The 16,294-nt window shown below is 71.9% G+C and carries 16 protein-coding genes; 3 read left to right on the top strand and 13 right to left on the bottom strand.

Annotation, left to right across the window (positions count from 1 at the left end):
- Positions 1-585 (bottom strand): SPASM domain-containing protein (locus JNK12_12080; protein MBL8776671.1); only part of this gene is annotated, 585 nt, incomplete at its 3' end.
- 81 nt (positions 586-666) lie between these two features.
- Here JNK12_12080 and JNK12_12075 point away from each other — a divergent pair.
- Positions 667-2,286 (top strand): acyl-CoA/acyl-ACP dehydrogenase, encoded by a 1,620-nt coding sequence (locus JNK12_12075; GenBank protein MBL8776670.1) that lies wholly within the window; start codon positions 667-669, stop codon positions 2,284-2,286.
- A 98-nt stretch (positions 2,287-2,384) separates the two neighbouring features.
- Here the strand turns inward: JNK12_12075 and JNK12_12070 are convergent, their stop codons facing one another.
- The 6 genes from JNK12_12070 to JNK12_12045 all read right to left on the bottom strand — a co-directional run bounded on the left by JNK12_12070 (position 2,385) and on the right by JNK12_12045 (position 8,162).
- Positions 2,385-3,326 carry a CoA ester lyase gene (locus JNK12_12070; protein MBL8776669.1) on the bottom strand — a complete coding sequence of 314 codons (942 nt, stop codon included), beginning with the start codon at positions 3,324-3,326 and terminating at the stop codon, positions 2,385-2,387.
- Between the two features lie 54 nt (positions 3,327-3,380).
- Entirely contained in the window at positions 3,381-4,607 is a 1,227-nt protein-coding gene (locus JNK12_12065) for a hypothetical protein (protein ID MBL8776668.1), read from the bottom strand.
- A 106-nt stretch (positions 4,608-4,713) separates the two neighbouring features.
- Positions 4,714-5,925, bottom strand: a complete 1,212-nt coding sequence (locus JNK12_12060; GenBank protein MBL8776667.1) for a hypothetical protein — start codon at positions 5,923-5,925, stop codon at positions 4,714-4,716.
- A gap of 130 nt (positions 5,926-6,055) precedes the next feature.
- Positions 6,056-6,754 carry a dienelactone hydrolase family protein gene (locus JNK12_12055; GenBank protein ID MBL8776666.1) on the bottom strand — a complete coding sequence of 233 codons (699 nt, stop codon included), beginning with the start codon at positions 6,752-6,754 and terminating at the stop codon, positions 6,056-6,058.
- A 1-nt stretch (position 6,755) separates the two neighbouring features.
- Entirely contained in the window at positions 6,756-7,220 is a 465-nt protein-coding gene (locus JNK12_12050) for a PPOX class F420-dependent oxidoreductase (GenBank protein MBL8776665.1), read from the bottom strand.
- Positions 7,221-7,364: 144 nt separating this feature from the next.
- The gene (locus tag JNK12_12045) at positions 7,365-8,162 is read right to left on the bottom strand and encodes a hypothetical protein (GenBank protein MBL8776664.1); all 798 of its coding nucleotides are present in this window, start codon (positions 8,160-8,162) and stop codon (positions 7,365-7,367) included.
- A 134-nt stretch (positions 8,163-8,296) separates the two neighbouring features.
- On the opposite strand from JNK12_12045, the gene JNK12_12040 reads away from it, so the two are divergent.
- A complete protein-coding gene (locus JNK12_12040) occupies positions 8,297-8,800 on the top strand; it encodes a hypothetical protein (GenBank protein ID MBL8776663.1) in 504 nt (167 codons plus the stop codon).
- A gap of 60 nt (positions 8,801-8,860) precedes the next feature.
- Here the strand turns inward: JNK12_12040 and JNK12_12035 are convergent, their stop codons facing one another.
- From JNK12_12035 to JNK12_12015, 5 genes are all read right to left on the bottom strand, one after another.
- Positions 8,861-9,616 (bottom strand): ABC transporter permease, encoded by a 756-nt coding sequence (locus JNK12_12035; protein ID MBL8776662.1) that lies wholly within the window; start codon positions 9,614-9,616, stop codon positions 8,861-8,863.
- Complete coding sequence (locus tag JNK12_12030; GenBank protein ID MBL8776661.1) at positions 9,613-10,410, bottom strand: ATP-binding cassette domain-containing protein; 798 nt, start codon at positions 10,408-10,410, stop codon at positions 9,613-9,615. The genes JNK12_12035 and JNK12_12030 overlap by 4 nt, the downstream gene beginning before the upstream one ends.
- 217 nt (positions 10,411-10,627) lie before the next feature.
- Positions 10,628-12,043: a class II fumarate hydratase gene (locus JNK12_12025; GenBank protein MBL8776660.1), complete on the bottom strand. Its 1,416-nt coding sequence runs from the start codon at positions 12,041-12,043 to the stop codon at positions 10,628-10,630.
- 292 nt (positions 12,044-12,335) lie between these two features.
- Positions 12,336-13,172: a hypothetical protein gene (locus JNK12_12020; protein ID MBL8776659.1), complete on the bottom strand. Its 837-nt coding sequence runs from the start codon at positions 13,170-13,172 to the stop codon at positions 12,336-12,338.
- A gap of 205 nt (positions 13,173-13,377) precedes the next feature.
- Complete coding sequence (locus JNK12_12015) at positions 13,378-14,985, bottom strand: ABC-F family ATP-binding cassette domain-containing protein (protein ID MBL8776658.1); 1,608 nt, start codon at positions 14,983-14,985, stop codon at positions 13,378-13,380.
- 115 nt (positions 14,986-15,100) lie between these two features.
- Here JNK12_12015 and JNK12_12010 point away from each other — a divergent pair, with 115 nt between their 5' ends.
- A complete protein-coding gene (locus JNK12_12010; GenBank protein ID MBL8776657.1) occupies positions 15,101-15,487 on the top strand; it encodes a TIGR03618 family F420-dependent PPOX class oxidoreductase in 387 nt (128 codons plus the stop codon).
- 57 nt (positions 15,488-15,544) lie between these two features.
- On the opposite strand, the gene JNK12_12005 is transcribed toward JNK12_12010, so the two are convergent.
- Positions 15,545-15,763: a DUF433 domain-containing protein gene (locus JNK12_12005; protein MBL8776656.1), complete on the bottom strand. Its 219-nt coding sequence runs from the start codon at positions 15,761-15,763 to the stop codon at positions 15,545-15,547.
- Positions 15,764-16,294: the final 531 nt, after the last annotated feature.

Below are 16,294 nucleotides of genomic sequence, written 5' to 3'. Positions count from 1 at the left end.
GATCCGGTAGTACTCCGGCACCAGGAACGGCTCACCCCCCGTGAACGACACCTCCTGCAGGTTCGGGATGATGGCCTCGAGATCGCTGAAGAAGCTCTCGCCGTAGACCTTCGGCAGCGCCGGCCGACCCTCCCGGTGCAGCCGGATGGCCGAGGAGTAGTCCCCGTTGCACATCACGCACTGCAGGTTGCACGAGTTCGAGATGTTGATCTCCAGCCGGCGCGGCGACGGCGGCGTGAGGCTGTCGGCGGGGAGCGCGTCGTAGGCGTGGTGCACGCTCGGCAGGCCGGCGCCGAGGCGCCAGTCGCAGTGGCCGCAGCCCATCGAGAAGTCCCGATCCACCATCGCCTGCCGCAGTGCCACCGTGCGCGGCGCGCTCCAGATCTCGGGCAGGCGCTGCTCGGACAGGTCCCCGAGTGGGTAGCCCGCGGCGACACAGCAGGCCCGGGCCTCCCCCAGCGGGTCGAGGAACAGGTTCCCGAACGGTGCGTGGCAGGCGACCTCGGCCCGGGCCGCCGCCGCCGTCTCCTCCGGCACCGGGCTGTCCCGCTTCGCCCCGTGCGACCGCACGAAGACCCGACGCATGCGGTCAATGTAGCCACCGGCCGCGCATCGCCGCCCCGCCCGGATGGTCGCCGCTCCCTACCGGTCGGTAACTTTCCGGTCATGACCGACGTCACCTCCCCCGACCTCGCCGCAGCCGCCGCGGCCATCGACCTCGCCCGCGGTGTGGTCACCGCCGCGACCTCCCGTCTCGCCGAGGTCGGCCTCGACGACCACCAGGCCCTCGCCTACGACGTGGCCCACGCCGCTTCCGCGGTCGAGATGTCGAGCGGCTTGCTCGACTACGGCGCCAAGGGCGACGTCGAGGGCCGCATCGCCTGCGCCTTCGTGGCCGACGCCGTGGCCGACCTGGCCGCCCGCACCTACGGCCGGGAGGGCGACTGGGGCATCGACGCCGGCGCGCTCGACGCCGCCCGCCCGTTCCTGGCCACCTTCCGGGACCCCGCGTTCCTCGCGTCGCTCGCCGACGACGAGGGCCCCCGCCACCTCGACGCCGACTTCGAGCTCGTGCAGGACACGTTCCGGCGCTTCGCCGAGGACAAGATCCGCCCTGCCGCCGAGCACGTGCACCGCACCAACGCCGACGTGCCCGAGGACATCATCTCGGGCCTCGCCGAGATGGGCGGCTTCGGCCTGTCCGTCCCCGAGGAGTACGGAGGCTTCGCCGGCGGCGGCGAGAGCGACTACATGGGCATGGTCGTGGCCACCGAGGAGCTGTCGCGGGGCTCGCTCGGCATCGGCGGATCGCTCATCACGCGGCCCGAGATCCTCACCCGCGCCCTGGTCAAGGGCGGCACGGAGGAGCAGAAGCAGGAGTGGCTGCCGAAGCTGGCCACGGCCGAGGTCATGGCCGCGGTCGCCGTGACCGAGCCCGACTACGGCTCCGACGTCGCCGGCATCAAGGTCACCGCCACCCCGACCGAGGGCGGCTGGCTCATCAACGGCGTGAAGACGTGGTGCACCTTCGGCGCCCGCGCCGATGCCCTCATGCTGCTGGCCCGCACCGACCCCGACCGCTCGAAGACCCACCGGGGCCTGTCGATGTTCGTGGTGCCCAAGCCCCGCGGCGAGGGGCACGGCTTCGAGTTCACCCAGGAGGCCGGCGCCGACGGCGGCGCCCCCGGCGGCGGGAAGATGGAGGGCCGGGCCATCGACACCATCGGCTACCGGGGCATGCACTCCTACGAGATCGCCCTCGACAACTGGTTCGTCGCCGCGGCCAACCAGGTCGGCGGCGAGGACGGGCTCGGCAAGGGCTTCTACTACCAGATGGAAGGCTTCGAGAACGGCCGCCTCCAGACCGCGGCACGGGCCGTCGGCGTCATGCAGGCCGCCTACGAGGAGGCCCGCCAGTACGCCCAGGATCGCGCCGTGTTCGGCCATCCCATCGGCGACTACCAGCTCACCAAGGTGAAGCTGGCCCGCATGGCCGTGATCATCCAGGCCAGCCGCCAGTACTCCTACGCCGTGGCCCGCATGATGGCCGTCGGCGAGGGGGCGCTGGAGGCGTCGATGGTCAAGGCGTACGTGTGCCGCGCCGCCGAGTGGGTCACCCGCGAGGCCATGCAGATCCACGGCGGGTTCGGCTACGCCGAGGAGTACCCGGTCAGCCGCTACTTCGTCGACGCCCGCGTGCTGTCCATCTTCGAGGGCGCCGACGAGACCCTCTGCCTGAAGGTCATCGCGAGGCGCCTCCTCGACCGCCAGAAGGCCGCCGCCTGACGGAGGGGCCCGGCTGGGCCCCGGCGCCGTCCCACTCGATCATTCGTTCTCGAGGCAATAGCCCCCGGTTTCCGGGGGCTATTGCCTCGAGTTCGCCGTCAGCCGGCGGTGCGGGTGAAGCCGGCGCGCTCGCCGCGGGCGACGACCTTGAGGGCCACCTTGCGGCTGGCCTCGTCGATCATCTCGTCGCCCATCATCACCGCACCCTTGCGCTCGCCGGTGGTGGTGGCCTCCTCGTAGGCGTCGAGCACGGCCCAGGCGTGGTCGAACTGCTCCTGGTTGGGGCCGAAGACCTCGTTGAGGATGGTGACCTGGTCGGGGTGCAGCGCCCACTTGCCGTCGTAGCCCAGGATCTGGGTGCGGGTGCAGTAGTCACGGAAGCCCTCGGGGTCGCGCACCTTGACGTAGGGGCCGTCGATGACCTGCAGGCCGTTGGCCCGGCCCGCCATCAAGATCTTCATGAAGGGGTAGTGGAAGTAGTCGCCGGGGTACTCGGGGATCTGGAGCCCGCCCTGGAGCGAGGGCATCTCCATCGAGGCCGAGAAGTCGACCGGGCCGAGGATGATGGTCTCGGTCCGCGGGGAGGCGGCACAGATCTCCTCGACGTTGATGAGGCCCTGGGCCGTCTCGATCTGGGCCTCGATGCCGATGTGGCCGATGGGCAGGCCCGCCTTCTTCTCGACCTGGGTGAGGAGCAGGTCCATGGCCACGACCTCGGCCGCGGTCTGCACCTTCGGGAGCATGATCTCCTCGAGGCGCTCGCCGGCGTTGCCGACGACCTCGATGATGTCGTAGGCCGTCCACTCGGTGTCCCAGGCGTTGACCCGCACGCACAGCACCTTCTCGCCCCAGTCCTGGGTCTTGATGGCCTCGACCACCTTGGCCCGGGAGGCTTCCTTCTCGAGCGGGGAGACGGAGTCCTCGAGGTCGAGGAAGATCATGTCGGCGGGGATGTTGGGGCCCTTGCCGAGCATCTTCTCGCTGGAGCCGGGGATCGACAGGCAGGAGCGGCGCGGCAGGTTGCGGGTGCGTTCGGACATGGGGCCGATGGTAGGTCCGGCCCCTGCAGCCGCACCAAGGCGGCGGGGAGGGTCTCAGAGCATCACTTCGACCGGGGTGGGCTGGCTGAAGGCAGCGCCGCCGTCTCCCACTTGGCCGTAGGCGTTCGCTCCCCAGCAGAAGAGGCGGCCGGAGCTCCGCAGCGCACAGGTGTGGGCGCCGCCTGCGGACACGACGGACCAGTCGGTGCGGCTCCCCGCCACCTGGGTGGGTGTGGCCCGGTCGGTCTGCCCGCCACCGATGCCGAGCTGACCCGAGCCGTCGTAGCCGGCGCAGAAGAGCCGCCCCGTCGTGCGTCGGGCGCACGTGTGCTGGCCCCCTGCGGAGACGCTGGCCCAGTCCGTGCGGCCACCGAGGACCTCGAACGGTGCCCCGCGGTTGGCGAGGTGGGTCCCGTCGCCCCGCTGGCCGTAGATCCCGAAGCCCCAGCAGAACAGGCGGCCATCCGCGCGCCGGGCGCACGTGTGGGCCGAGCCCGCCGTCACCTTGCTCCAGTCCGTGCGGTTGCCCGCGACCTGCACCGGAGTCCCTTTGGAGGGGTCGACGCCGCCGCCGTCGCCCGCCTGTCCGTGGTCGTCCCGTCCCCAGCAGAACAAGCGGCTCGTGGTCCGGCGGGCGCAGGTGTGCCCGTCCCCGACGGTCACGCTGGCCCAGTCGGTGCGACCGCCGATCACCTCGACGGGGCTCGACTGGGACGTGTTCGTCCCGCCGTCGCCCAGCTGGGCGGTGGAGTCGTCACCCCAGCAGAAGAGGCGGCCGCCGCGACGGACGGCGCAGGTGGTCCCGCCCCCGGCTGCCACGCCTGCCCAGTCGGTGCGCCCGCCGGCCACCTCGACCGGCTGCGACTGGCTCGTGTTCGTCCCGCCATCGCCGAGCTGGCCCCAGTCGTCCATGCCCCAGCAGTAGAGCTGGCCCGTGCGGCGACGGGCGCACGTGTGGAACATGCCCGCGGACACCACCGCCCAGTCGGTGCGGCCCCCGGTCACCTCGACCGGGTGGGCGTGGTCGTCCTCGGCGCCGTTGCCGAGCTCGCCGTGGTCGCCCCGACCCCAGCAGAACAGGCGCCCGTCGGCGCGCACTGCGCAGGTGTGGGCGGTGCCCGCATCGACCTGCCGCCAGGTGGCCGTCGCCTCCGGTTGCCCTGGCGCCGATCGCGCCTGCGCCGAAGCGGCGGCCGGGGTGACGGTGGCGGGGGTCGCGACCACGAGGAGCCACGCCAGCGCGGCGACGAGACCGAGAAGCACGAGACGACGGCGAGACATGAGCGTCTCCTTTCGCCCGACGTCTCCACGGTCGCGCCGCCACCGCACCGCCGAAAGGGGCGAAGGACCGTTGCACCGCGACGGGCGCGGCGCTCAGTCGGCGCGATCAGGCGGCTTGGAGCTGCGCCGGCGTGAGGGGCTCGGAGAGGAGGCGCTCGAAGCGGGCGGGGTCGCCGGCCACCCACGCCCGGCAGAGGGGGAGGCCCTCGACGTAGCAGCTGATGTACGCGCGCCACGTCGGGTCCATGAGGAACGACACCGCCTTCTCGGCCCGGGCCTTCGGCAGCAGCGACCAGCGCGACAGGTAGGCGACGGCGTCGTCGGGGTCGGCGCCGTCCTCGTGCAGGAGCAGGGCGGCATTGCCCCGCACCTTGTCGAGCGACCCCGCCGCCTCGGCCACGCTGGCCACGACCTCGGCGTCGTAGGGGATCCCGAGGGGGCGCAGGTGCTCGGCCACGACGGGCTCGGGCCGCTTCCCCACCAGCACCTCGAGCCCGAGATCGGCCAGACCCTCCGCCAGCAGGCACTGCGGCGTGCCCACGAGGAAGATGGTCTCCTCGAGATGGCCCCGCCGGCGCACGAGCCCGACCTCCTTGCGGCTGTGCTCGGTGTGGTGGCCGGGATAGGCCTCGTGGGCGACCAGGTGGGCCAACGTGGGGCTGAGCACAGGCAGGTCGACGTTGATGGCCACCCGGCTGCGCAGCCCGCCCTCGTAGTAGTTGAAGCCCGACCAGGGCTGGTCCCGCACGAGCTCGAACTCGACGTGCTCGCCCTCGGGGAGCCCGAACATCGTGTCCGTCCGGGCCCGGAAGTCCTCGGCCAACGAGGCGATGGCGGCGCCCAGCTGCTCGGGCGGGACGGCCTGCGCCTCCCGCCACGTCCCGTACCGTTCGGCCAGCGTCCCCGTGCCGGGCAGCACCTCGTCGAGGGCGCCGTGGGCGGCGGCGAAGCGCTCCTCGGGCACCCGCTCGGGGCGCACGCCGTAGCAGGCCTCGACCTCGTCGGAGTACCCGATGGCGTCGCCCCGCAGCTTGGCCGCCGTGGTGACGAGGCCGGCGCACTGCGCCCGCAGCCAATGGCGCCGGCCGGCGTCCATACCGTCGACATCACCCGGCGCGTCGAGGTCGGCCACCAGTCGGGACGCCTCGGCCACCAGCTCGCCGAGCTCGACCTTCGCCTCGTCGTCGACCCGTCGGGCCAGCTCCGGCGGGCCGTAGTAGGCGTCGACCAGCCCGTCGAGGTGACGCCCGAGGCGCAGCCCGAGCAGCAGGTACCGCTCGACGAACCCGCCGGGGGGCAGAGGCGCGATCTCGGTCACCGCTGATGCCTCGGACCCGTGGCGCCAGAGTCGACAGGCGCCGCCGCCGAAGTCGAGGCAATGGCGCGCGCATCCCGCGCGCTCTTGCCTCCGGTTCGTCGAGACCGGGACCGAGACGTGGTCATCGCCGTCACCCGAGGTGGGCCCGGAGGAACGACAGGGTGCGGGTGAAGGCCTCGTGGGCGGCGTCGGCGTCGTGGGCCGGAGAGGTCTCGTCGAAGAAGCCGGGGGCGGCGCCGGCGTAGGCGAACACGTCGAGGGAGAGCTTCAGGTGACGGGCGGCGTCCTCCACCCGGTCGAGTTCGCCCCGGCGGTCGGGCATCCCGGCCAGGCCGTAGTGGGCCTCGACCGGGCACTGCAGCACCGCCCAGCTCGCGGCGACGTCCTCGGCGAGCACCGGGGCATCGACCAGCACGAGTGCGCGCACGTCGTCCGGGAGCCCCGCAGCGGCCTCGATGGCCAGGTGGCCGCCTCCGTCCCCCCAACCCAGCACCCCCACACCCCGCCCGTGGACGAGCGGGTGGCCTTCGAGTGCGGCCACGACGCCGGCCAGGCGTTGCAGGAGCAGCGGCACGTTCACGCCCAGCACGGCCCGCTCGCTGCCCACGGGCACCACGAGGTCCGGCGCCGCCGCCGTGAAGCCCTCGGCGGCGAAGCGGTCACAGCTGGCGACCGTGCCGGCGTCCGCGGCCAACGCCGGGCCGAGCACGATCAGCGCCGGCCCGGCACTGCCGTGGCCGGGCGCGGCCAGGTAGCCGTCGACGGGGCCGTCGCCGGCGTCGATCGCCGCGCCGCCGACGCCCTCGCTCAGGCGGACGCTCTCGCCCACGTCAGTAGGTGCCGCCCAGCTTGTTGTGGTCCCACGAGACGACCTTGTCGGCGGTGATGACCACGGCCGAGCGCTTGTGGGCCAGCCCGGCGGCCACGGCGTCGAGGTCGTCGGGGTTCTCGACGCCGAAGTAGCGGTCCACCACCGACCGGGCGACCGGCATGACCACCTCGGGGTCCTCAGTGACCTCGGCGGTGCCCACGATCTCGACGCCGCGGAGCTTGTCGTACTCGTCGCCGTCCTCCACCAGCACGGTGATGCGGTTGTCGCGCTGGAGGTTCTTTATCTTCTGCGACTTGGTGAAGGTCTCGAAGGCGGGCTTCCCGTCGATGAAGCCGTACCACATGGCCACGAGGTGGATGTTGCCGTCGGGGCCGAAGGTGGCGATGTTCATGGTCTGGCGCTCGTGGAGGAAGGCGTCGACTTCCTCATCGGTCATGCGGACGAGGTCACGGCGTGAAGGCATGCCGGCGATGCTACGGGGCGACCGGGCGTGCCGGCGCCGCCGGACCGCACCCTCCGATCGTTCTGGGTACTCCCCTGTGTTGCCAGCGATACATGCGAGTACCCAGAAGGGCTGATTCGGAGGCGGGCACGTCGACTCGTCGTGCTAGAGGTCGACGAGCAGCTCGGCCGCCACCGGGCAATCGGTGCGACGCAGGGCGTCGGCAACCGGGAGCGGCCCGGTGGGACCGACCACCTGGTCGACGAGGTCGAGGGGCACGATCTCGTCGTCGGCCTCCCAGGGCTCGGCAGCGAGGTCGACCTTGGACACGACGGCGTCCCACACCCGGCCGGGCACGAGGCGGCCGACACCGGCCACCAGCCACACCGGCGTGCCGTTGTGGCGGGCGACCGCAGCCGCCGCCCTCGAGCCGGCGACCGCGACGAACCCGTCGGGGCCGACCGCCGACGCCTCGAGGACCACGACGTCCGCCGTCGAGGCGGCGCCGCCCAGCCCGTGGGTGGCCACATCGACGGCGTCGACGTCTGCGGCGAGCAGGCGCCGCACCAGACCGGAGCCCTCGCCCAGCACGTCGACCACCAGCGCCTCGACGTCACCCCGCCGGGGCAGGGCCTCGCCGGCGACGTCGGGCCAGCCCAGCAGGCAGAGGGTCGCGTCGTCGGGCAACGCCCTGCTGAGCTCCAGCGCGGTCCGGTCGGCGTCCATCTCGTCCGCCGCCCGCCATGCCTCGGGCATGGGGTCGTTGGCGGTCAGCACCCTGCCGCACAGCCACCAGAGCGCCCCGCAGGCCGGGTGGCGGGACACGATGCGACGGCACGCCGTGACCATGCCGGCGGGGTCCGACCCGAAGGCACCCAGCGCCGACGCCGTCTCCTGGACCAGCAGCGACTGATCCACCCCCGAGGCCCGGGCCACGTAGCGGAGGCGCTCGATGGGGTGCACGTCGGCGAGGGTACCGCCGCCCGGCGGCCCGGGGCCCGGCACATCCGGCCCCGATCCCGACCGTGCTCCCGCCCGCGATCCCGGCCGACGCCGGAGTTCGTTCGGGCGGGGACCCGCCGTGTAGTTTCGGGGCCGTGGCGACTGCTCCTCCTGCCGACCTCGAGCTCAACCCGCTGGACGGCGAGGGCCGTCCCCTCGCCGAGTGGCTCACCACGTTCCGCCTCGCCGTGGTCGTCATCGACCCGTTCACGTGGGAGAGCAGCTGGCTGTTGAAGACCGCCGGCCGCATCCTCAGCACCTACGCCGACGCCGACTGCCGCACGGCGTTCCTGGTCACCGGCAACGAGGACGAGGCCCGCCAGTTCCTCGGCCCGTGGACCGATCGCATCCTCACCTTCACCGACCCCGACCGTGCCGCGGTCAAGGCCCTCGGCCTCGAGCAGCTGCCAGCGTTCGTTCACCTCGCCCAGGACGGCACCCTCGTGGGCGTCGCCGAGGGTTGGAAGGCCGCCGAGTGGAGCGAGGTGGCCCAGGGGCTCACCCGAGTCCTGAAGTGGAGCAACCCGGTGATCCCCGCCCACGGAGATCCCGGCCCCTTCGAGGGATCCCCCGCCCTCGGCGCCCCCGCCGACGCCTGACCCGAGCCGGGCGGCGCCCGCCGGCGCCGGCGCGGACTCCGTCCGTCGACCGGGGCGCCCTCAGTCGTAGTGGTTGATGGCCCGGACGTTGAGGGTCACGGCGAGGATGAGTCCGACCACCAGGACGGCGGCGCAGGTGAGGAGGGTCTTCGCCTCGAAGCCCACGAGGATGAGCGAGCGGGCCGCCTCCATGATGTAGGTGACCGGGTTGAGCGACGCGGCGATCTCCATCGGGCGGGTGAGCTGGTCGCGGGGCACGAAGTTGGGCGTGAGGAACAGCAGCGGGAAGAAGATGAAGCTGGCCGAGTTGGTGGCCGCCGCGCTGCGGGACTTCATGGCCACGAGCTGCATGAACCCGGCGAACACCGTGGCCCAGGTGGCCATGATGACCAGCAGCAGGAGAAAGCCCAGCGGGCCGCTCTCGATGCGGACTCCGAACAACATGCCCACCCCGATGATGACCGAGGCCACGAGGAACATCTTCAGGGTCTCGGACAGCAGCCGGCCCAGGACGATCGAGTGGCGCGGGATGGGCGTGGCCCGGAGCTTGTCGAAGTAGCCGCCCTCGATCTCCTCGACGAGGAAGAGGGCGGCGGTGCCGAACGAGGCCGCGGTCAACAGCGCGGTGGGCAGGGAGAAGGCGGCGTAGCCCTGGCCCTCGAGGAAGGGGGTGCCGTCGCTCGGGAAGATCTTGGAGGCCTGCCCGATGTTCACCACGAAGAAGAACAGCGGGATGAAGAACACCGGCATCAGCGACTCGGGCGAACGGGCGCCCTCCACGATCGCTCGCCGCGTGAGCACGAGGGTCTCGCTCATGCCTGCACCTCCTGGACGTCGCCGGCCTGTCGTTCGCGGGTGCGCCCCGTTGCGTCGAGGAACACGTCGTCGAGCGTGGGGTCGTGGTCCATGCCGGCCCGTGCGCGCAGCTCGGCCTTCAGCTCGGCGGGCGAGCCCTCCCGGACGATGCGCCCGCCGTCGATGATGGCGAGGCGACCGCAGAGCTGATCGGCCTCTTCGAGGTACTGGGTGGTGAGGAACACCGTGGTGCCCTGCGCGTTGATGCTGCGGACCTCGTCCCACATGACGAGCCGGCTGCCGGGGTCGAGGCCGGTCGTGGGCTCGTCGAGGAAGAGGACGTCGGGCCGGTGCACGAGGGCCGAGGCGAGGTCCAGCCGGCGCTTCATGCCCCCGGAGTAGCCCTTGATCAGGCGGTCGGCGGCGTCGACGAGGTCGACCAGCTCGAGCAGCTCCTGCGTTCGCTCCGCGGCGTCGGCGGCGCTCATGCCGAACAGCCGGGCCTGAAGGAGCAGGAGCTCGCGGCCATTCTGGCGCTCGTCGAGGCCGGCCTCCTGGAGGGCCACGCCGATCTTGGTGCGGGCGCCGGCCGGATCGGACCCGACGTCGACCCCCGACACCACCGCGGTGCCGGACGTGATCGAGAGCAGGGTCGTGAGCATGCGGACCGTCGTGGACTTGCCTGCCCCGTTCGGTCCGAGGAAGCCGAAGATCTCGCCCTCCTCGACCCTCAGGTCGACGCCGTTCACCGCGTCGACGTCCCCCTCCTTGCTGTGGTAGCGCTTCGTCAGCGCCGTCGCCTCGATCGCAGCCATTGCCTCTCCTACCTCAGGTCAGGGTCGTCGCACGGGTCAGCATCGGAGATGACGACACGGCCCTCGGGAACTCATCGCCGGATGCTCCGGCACTATCGATCAGGCCGGCGCCGTGGGCGCCGCCTCCGGCTCGATCTCGTGGCGTCGGGTGGAGGGACCCTAGCATCGAACATATGATCGATCCAGCGAAATTCGGCGTCCGGGGCCCGAGGCCCGCTCAGAGGAGACCGCCGCGGGTCATGGCCTCGACGTCGAGGGCGCGGTCGAGGTCCGCTTCGGCCATGAGGCCGCGTTCGAGGACGACCTCGCGGATGGTCTTGCCCTCCTTCACCGACGCCTTGATGACGTCCGCCACCACCTCGTAGCCCAGGTGCGGATTCAACGAGGTGCCGATGGCCGGTGACGACTCGGCGTAGCGCCGGCAGGTCTCCTCGTCGGCCTCGATCCCACTGATGCACTTGTCGGCGAACACCCGGCTGACGTTGGCCAGCAGGCGGATCGACTCGAGCAGGTTGCGGCCCATCACGGGCAGGTACACGTTCAGCTCGAAGTTGCCCTGACTCCCGGCGAACGCCACCGCGGCATCGTTGCCCATCACCTGGGCGCCGACCTGCGTGACCGCCTCGGCGATCACCGGGTTGACCTTGCCGGGCATGATCGACGACCCGGGCTGGAGGTCGGGGATGCGGATCTCGGCGAGGCCCGTGCGGGGGCCGCTGCCCATCCAGCGGATGTCGTTGGCGATCTTGATGAGGGCGACGGCCAGGCGCCGGCAGTGGCCCGAGGCCTCGACCAGGGCGTCCCGGGCCCCTTGGGCGGCGAAGTGGTCACGGGCCTCGCTGAGCGGGAGGCCGGTGCGGTGGGCGAGCGCGGTGACGACCGCCGGGGCGAAGGCCGACGGGGCGTTGATGCCCGTGCCCACCGCGGTGCCACCGAGGGGCAGTTCGCCCACGGGCGCCACGCAGGAACGCAGGCGCTCGGCCGCCTGGTGCACCTGGGCGGCGTACCCGCCGAACTCCTGGCCCAGGGTGACGGGCGTGGCATCCATCAGGTGCGTGCGGCCGGACTTCACCACCGAGGCGAACAGGAGGGACTTGGCGTGCAGACCCGCGCCCAGGTACTCGAGCGCCGGCAGCAGGTCCTCGTGGATGGCCTCGGCCGCCGCCAGGTGGATGGCGGACGGGAACACGTCGTTCGAGGACTGCGACGCGTTGACGTGGTCGTTCGGGTGCACGGCGCCGGGCTCGCCCAGCGCCTCGGAGGCGAGGTTGGCGAGGACCTCGTTCATGTTCATGTTGGACGAGGTGCCCGAGCCGGTCTGGAAGACGTCGAGCGGGAACTGGTCGTCCCACTCCCCCGCGGCGACGGCCTCGGCCGCCTCGGCGACGGCGCCGCCGATGCGGTCGTCGACGGCCGGGACCTCGACCAGGCCGGCGTTCACCCGGGCGGCCTCACCCTTGATCAGCGCGAGAGCCCGGATGAGGCGACGCTCGATGGTGCCGCCCGAGATGGGGAAGTTCTCGATCGCCCGCTGCGTCTGCGCCCCCCACCGGGCGCTGACGGGCACCTGCACCTCCCCCATCGAGTCGTGCTCGGTGCGGTAGTCGGCGTCGGTGGCGGCGGGCGGCGTCATGTCGTCCACCTACCCGACCGTACCGGCGCCACCCAGGACCCGCCCGGCCGGCCTTCCGGAAAGCCTCAGACCGCCGACGCCGGCCTCACCGCTCCGAGATCACGGCCGGCGCCCTGGCCCACCCCCGATCTGGCGTTCTCGGAAGCCTTCGACCGCCGGCGCCGGCGCAGCCGGCACGAGGCCCGACGATCTGGGAACCCTCAGGCCGCCGCCGGCGGCCTCACCGCTCCGAGAAACCGGCCGGGGCCGCGACCGACGCCGGACCCTGCGATTCGGGAAGTCAGGCCGGTGCTCAGGGGGCCTCTGCGAGGGGGTGCGCCGAGAAGAAGTCCCAGATGGCGTCGTTGAGCAGGGCCTGGTCGGCTCGGGGCAGGGTCTCGAGCGCGGCCCCCTCGACGCAGCCGAGGTAGACCGAGGCGGTCAGGCTGCCCTCGCCCGTCGCGCCGGCGATCACCGGCTCCAGCGAGGGCACCTCGTCGCAGCCGTAGCGCGTGACCCACGGCCCCACGCCGCCCTCGAAGCCGGGGAGCACGACGAGCGGCACGGGGCGCTGCTGGTCGCAGGGATCGGGGTCGACCACGTCGCCGACGAACCCCGCCGCCGCCACCGTCTCGGAGAGGTCGCAGGCCACCCGGGCGGCGAACGATGAGCCGTCGCCGTGGCCCAGCACGTACACCCGCTCCGGCTCGAGGCAGAAGTCGCCGGCGGCCTGGGTGAGCAGGTCGGTGAGGAAGGTCACGTCGGCCGAGCCCGCAGCCGTGTCCCACGCCGGCACGTCACCGAGGGCCTGGGGCGTGAGCAGCACGAAGCCGTCGGCCTCTGCGGCCTCGCGGAGGCCGCTGGACTCGTCCTGCTGGGCCGCGGTGGCGCCGGTGTTGTGCAGGCTCACCACCACCGGCATGGCCACGCCCTCGTAGGTGGCGGGCACGTACTGGAGGTAGGAGCGCTCGACGCCGCCGGACGAGACGGTGTGCACCGTCGCGCCGGGGGGCACGTCGGTCGCGGCGACGCAGGTCGGGTCGAGGTTCGCCTCGAGCTGCGCGGGGCTGAGGGTGGTGGCCGTGGTCGACGGCGCCGCCGCCACCGAGGCGGGCAACTCGGCCGACCCGCAGGCGGCGAGCGCCACCATGGCGACTCCTCCGACCATCGCCGCCCAGCGGTACCTCACCGCGCTCGCCGCTCCGGAGGCCGTCCGGTCGACCCGGACGACGAGAGCGCGCCGATCGCCGACGGGGTGACGCGGCGAGCGGAGCGGAGCAGCCGCACCGGCGAACCGGCCGCCAGGCCCGCCGACATGGCGAAGCCGCTCCGACGAAGGAGGGGCCAGTGATGCGTCACGCCATCGCCACCAGGTCGAGCAGGTCGTCGCTCCAGTAGTCGAGGTCGCCCTCGGGCATCATCAGCACGCGGTCGGGGGCGAGCTCGCGGACGAAGTCGCGGTCGTGGCTCACGATGATCATGGTGCCCGGCCACGCCGCCAGCGCGTCCGCGGTCGCCGTGCGGGACCCCGGGTCGAGGTTGTTGGTGGGCTCGTCGAGCAGCAGCAGGTTGTGGCGGCCGGCCACCAGCTGGGCGAGGGCCAGCTTGGTCTTCTCGCCGCCGGACAGCGTCGACGCGTCCTGGAAGGCCTTGTCGCCGGTGAGGCCGAACATGCCGAGCAGCGCCCGGCGGTCCTGCTCGCCCAGGCCGGTCATGCCGTCGAGGTGCTCGAACAGCGACTTGCCGGCCTCGATGCCCTCGTGCTCCTGGGCGTAATAGCCCAGCTCGACGCCAAGGCCCGGCGTCACCTCGCCGGCGTCGGCGGTGGTCACCTCGGCCAGCACCCGCAGCAGGCTGGTCTTGCCGGCGCCGTTCAGGCCCATCACCAGCAGGCGCTCCCCGCGGCCGAGGTCGAACGACACGTCCTGGAACACCTGGAGATCGCCGTAGGCCTTGTCCAGCCCGCTGACGGTGAGCACCGTGCGGCCGGCCTTGGGCGGCTCGGGGAAGCGCAGGTTCAGCTTCTGCTTGCGGGCCGGCCCCTCGACCCGCTCGCGCTCCATGCGTTTGACCCGGCTGTCGAGGGTCTGGGCCTTGCGGGCCCGGGCCGCGGTCGAGTGGCGCATCGAGTCGGCCAGCGTCGTCAGGCGGTTGATCTCGGACGCCTGGCGGGCGGCCACCTTGGCCAGGCGCTCCTCGTCCTTCTCCCGGGATACCAGGTACTGCGAGTAGGTGCCCTTGTACTCGACCATCGAGCCGACGGCGTCCTCGCCGGAGCGGTCGAGGTGCAGCACCCGGGTGATGGCCTCGTCGAGCAGCTCGAGGTCGTGGCTCACCACCAGCAGGGCGCCCTTGTAGCCACGGAGGAACTTGAGCATCCAGTCCCGGGCGTCGTTGTCGAGGTGGTTGGTGGGCTCGTCCAGGAGCAGGACGTCGCTGCCGGCGAAGAGGATGCGGGCGAGCTCGACCCGCCGGCGCTCACCACCGGAGAGGACACCGATGGGCAGGTCGAGGCGCTCGTTCGTCAGGCCCAGGCCGGCGGCGATCTTGCGGGCCTCGGGCTCCGCCTCGTAGCCGCCCTCCATCCGGTAGACGTCCTCCTCGCGGCTGAAGCGGGCGACGTTGCGGTCGGACGGGTCCTCCTCGATGGCGAGGCGGAGCTTCTCGAGGCGGATCCGGGCGGCGTCGAGGCCCCGCCCGGAGAGGACGTGATCGACGCCGGACACGTTGACGTCGGTGGTGTCGAGGCGGGGATCCTGCGAGAGGTAGCCGAGGCCGCCCGTGATGTGCACGACGCCGGCCTTGGGCTGGGCGGCGCCGCCGAGCACCCGCAGCAGGCTGGTCTTGCCGGCGCCGTTGCGCCCGACGAGGCCGACCTTGTCCCGGGCGCGCACGGAGAACGAGGCGCCCTCGACGACGAGGTTGCCTCCCACCTCCACGTTCAGCTCGCGGACCTGCAGCACCGGACCATTGTGGGGCGTGGGTCGGCGATTGGTGCGGGAAATCGGGGTAGAGGGAAATACCTCGTCGCCCGGATCGGTTGGGGGCCACGATCCCTCTCACCCTGGAGTGCCAGCCATGCCCGTCGACCCCGACGTCAAGACCCTCGCCACCGGCCGCAACTTCGGCGCCCTCGCCTACCACCGCGCCGACGGCAGCATCGCCAACCACGTCATGTGGGTCGACGCCGACGACGACCACCTGCTCATCAACACCGAGGTGCACCGCGGCAAGTTCAAGGCGATGACCAAGAACCCCGAGGTGACGGTCACGGTGTGGGACTCGGAGAACCCGTACCACTACGCCGAGGTCACCGGCCGGGTCGTCGACCACGACGACAGCGACGCCGCCCGCGCCCACATCGACGCCCTCTCCCAGCGCTACATGGGCACCGAGTACGGCAACCCCATCCAGAGCCGCCGAGTGATCGTCAAGATCGACCCGACCCGCCAGCGGGTCCAGTAGCGGCGGCGGCAACCTCTACGTGGAGCCCGACGTCCGGCGCCGCTCAGGTCGGGAGCTTCACGCCGTGGCGAGACGACGTTCCCGGAGGGCGGCGAACTCGACGGCGGCCCGGACGAGCTCAGGTGTGAGCTCCGGGAAGTCGTGGACGATCTCGTCCGTGGGCATCCCAGAAGCGAGGTACTCGAGGACGTCGTGAACCGCGATCCTCGTCCCCACGAAGCAAGGCTTGCCGCTGCGCACGCCAGTGCGGGTCTCGACGACCGTCGTGATGTCCATCGACCGCGACGCTACGCCACCAAACGTCGGGAAGGCCGACGGTTCGCTATGTCTTCCTTCAAATCCGATCCACCGTCTAGCTAGCTAGCTAGTCAACGACGCCGTCTCGCTCAGATAGGGAAACCGGCGGCCAACCGGCCTGCAATAGTCGGATCTCAGTGCTTGAGTGGAGTGGAGCACGCCGACCTTGCGGGGCAGTGCAGAATCGGCGACTCTCATGATGAAGGAGGCGCCGCCGAACGGTGAGGGGATGAGCCTCCAATCCGGCCCTCGCTACGAGCGAAGGGATCCGTGGCGCTGGGGATGGCGGGCGTTGATGGTCCTCACGCTCGCTCTGTTCGGACCTGACACCCTGTTTGGTCGAGCGCCAATGTCCGGCCGCCTGATTGCGGGCTCTCCGCGTTGGAGTGGGGAGTGAGGGGTAGCTGAGGGTCCACCACGCGGGTCAGGGGTCCCGCCATCGTCGTGGCTGTCTGAAGGCTGCGACGAGAGAGGAACCCCTGACGGTGAGCGACGGTACTGGTCTGGCGG

It is taken from the genome of Acidimicrobiales bacterium (genome assembly GCA_016794585.1).
GTDB lineage: Bacteria > Actinomycetota > Acidimicrobiia > Acidimicrobiales > DATDAH01 > JAEUJM01.
This window is presented reverse-complemented; position numbering and strand designations above follow the sequence as displayed.

Excerpts from the sequence above, each read along its gene's own strand:
- JNK12_12050 (MBL8776665.1), bottom strand. The coding sequence starts at position 7,220 with ATGCCTTCACGCCGTGACCTCGTCCGCATGACCGATGAGGAAGTCGAC.
- JNK12_12070 (MBL8776669.1), bottom strand. The coding sequence starts at position 3,326 with ATGTCCGAACGCACCCGCAACCTGCCGCGCCGCTCCTGCCTGTCGATC.
- JNK12_12010 (MBL8776657.1), top strand. The coding sequence starts at position 15,101 with ATGCCCGTCGACCCCGACGTCAAGACCCTCGCCACCGGCCGCAACTTC.
- JNK12_12025 (MBL8776660.1), bottom strand. The coding sequence starts at position 12,043 with ATGACGCCGCCCGCCGCCACCGACGCCGACTACCGCACCGAGCACGAC.
- JNK12_12035 (MBL8776662.1), bottom strand. The coding sequence starts at position 9,616 with ATGAGCGAGACCCTCGTGCTCACGCGGCGAGCGATCGTGGAGGGCGCC.
- JNK12_12020 (MBL8776659.1), bottom strand. The coding sequence starts at position 13,172 with ATGGTGGCGCTCGCCGCCTGCGGGTCGGCCGAGTTGCCCGCCTCGGTG.
- JNK12_12075 (MBL8776670.1), top strand. The coding sequence starts at position 667 with ATGACCGACGTCACCTCCCCCGACCTCGCCGCAGCCGCCGCGGCCATC.
- JNK12_12005 (MBL8776656.1), bottom strand. The coding sequence starts at position 15,763 with ATGGACATCACGACGGTCGTCGAGACCCGCACTGGCGTGCGCAGCGGC.
- JNK12_12065 (MBL8776668.1), bottom strand. The coding sequence starts at position 4,607 with ATGTCTCGCCGTCGTCTCGTGCTTCTCGGTCTCGTCGCCGCGCTGGCG.
- JNK12_12030 (MBL8776661.1), bottom strand. The coding sequence starts at position 10,410 with ATGGCTGCGATCGAGGCGACGGCGCTGACGAAGCGCTACCACAGCAAG.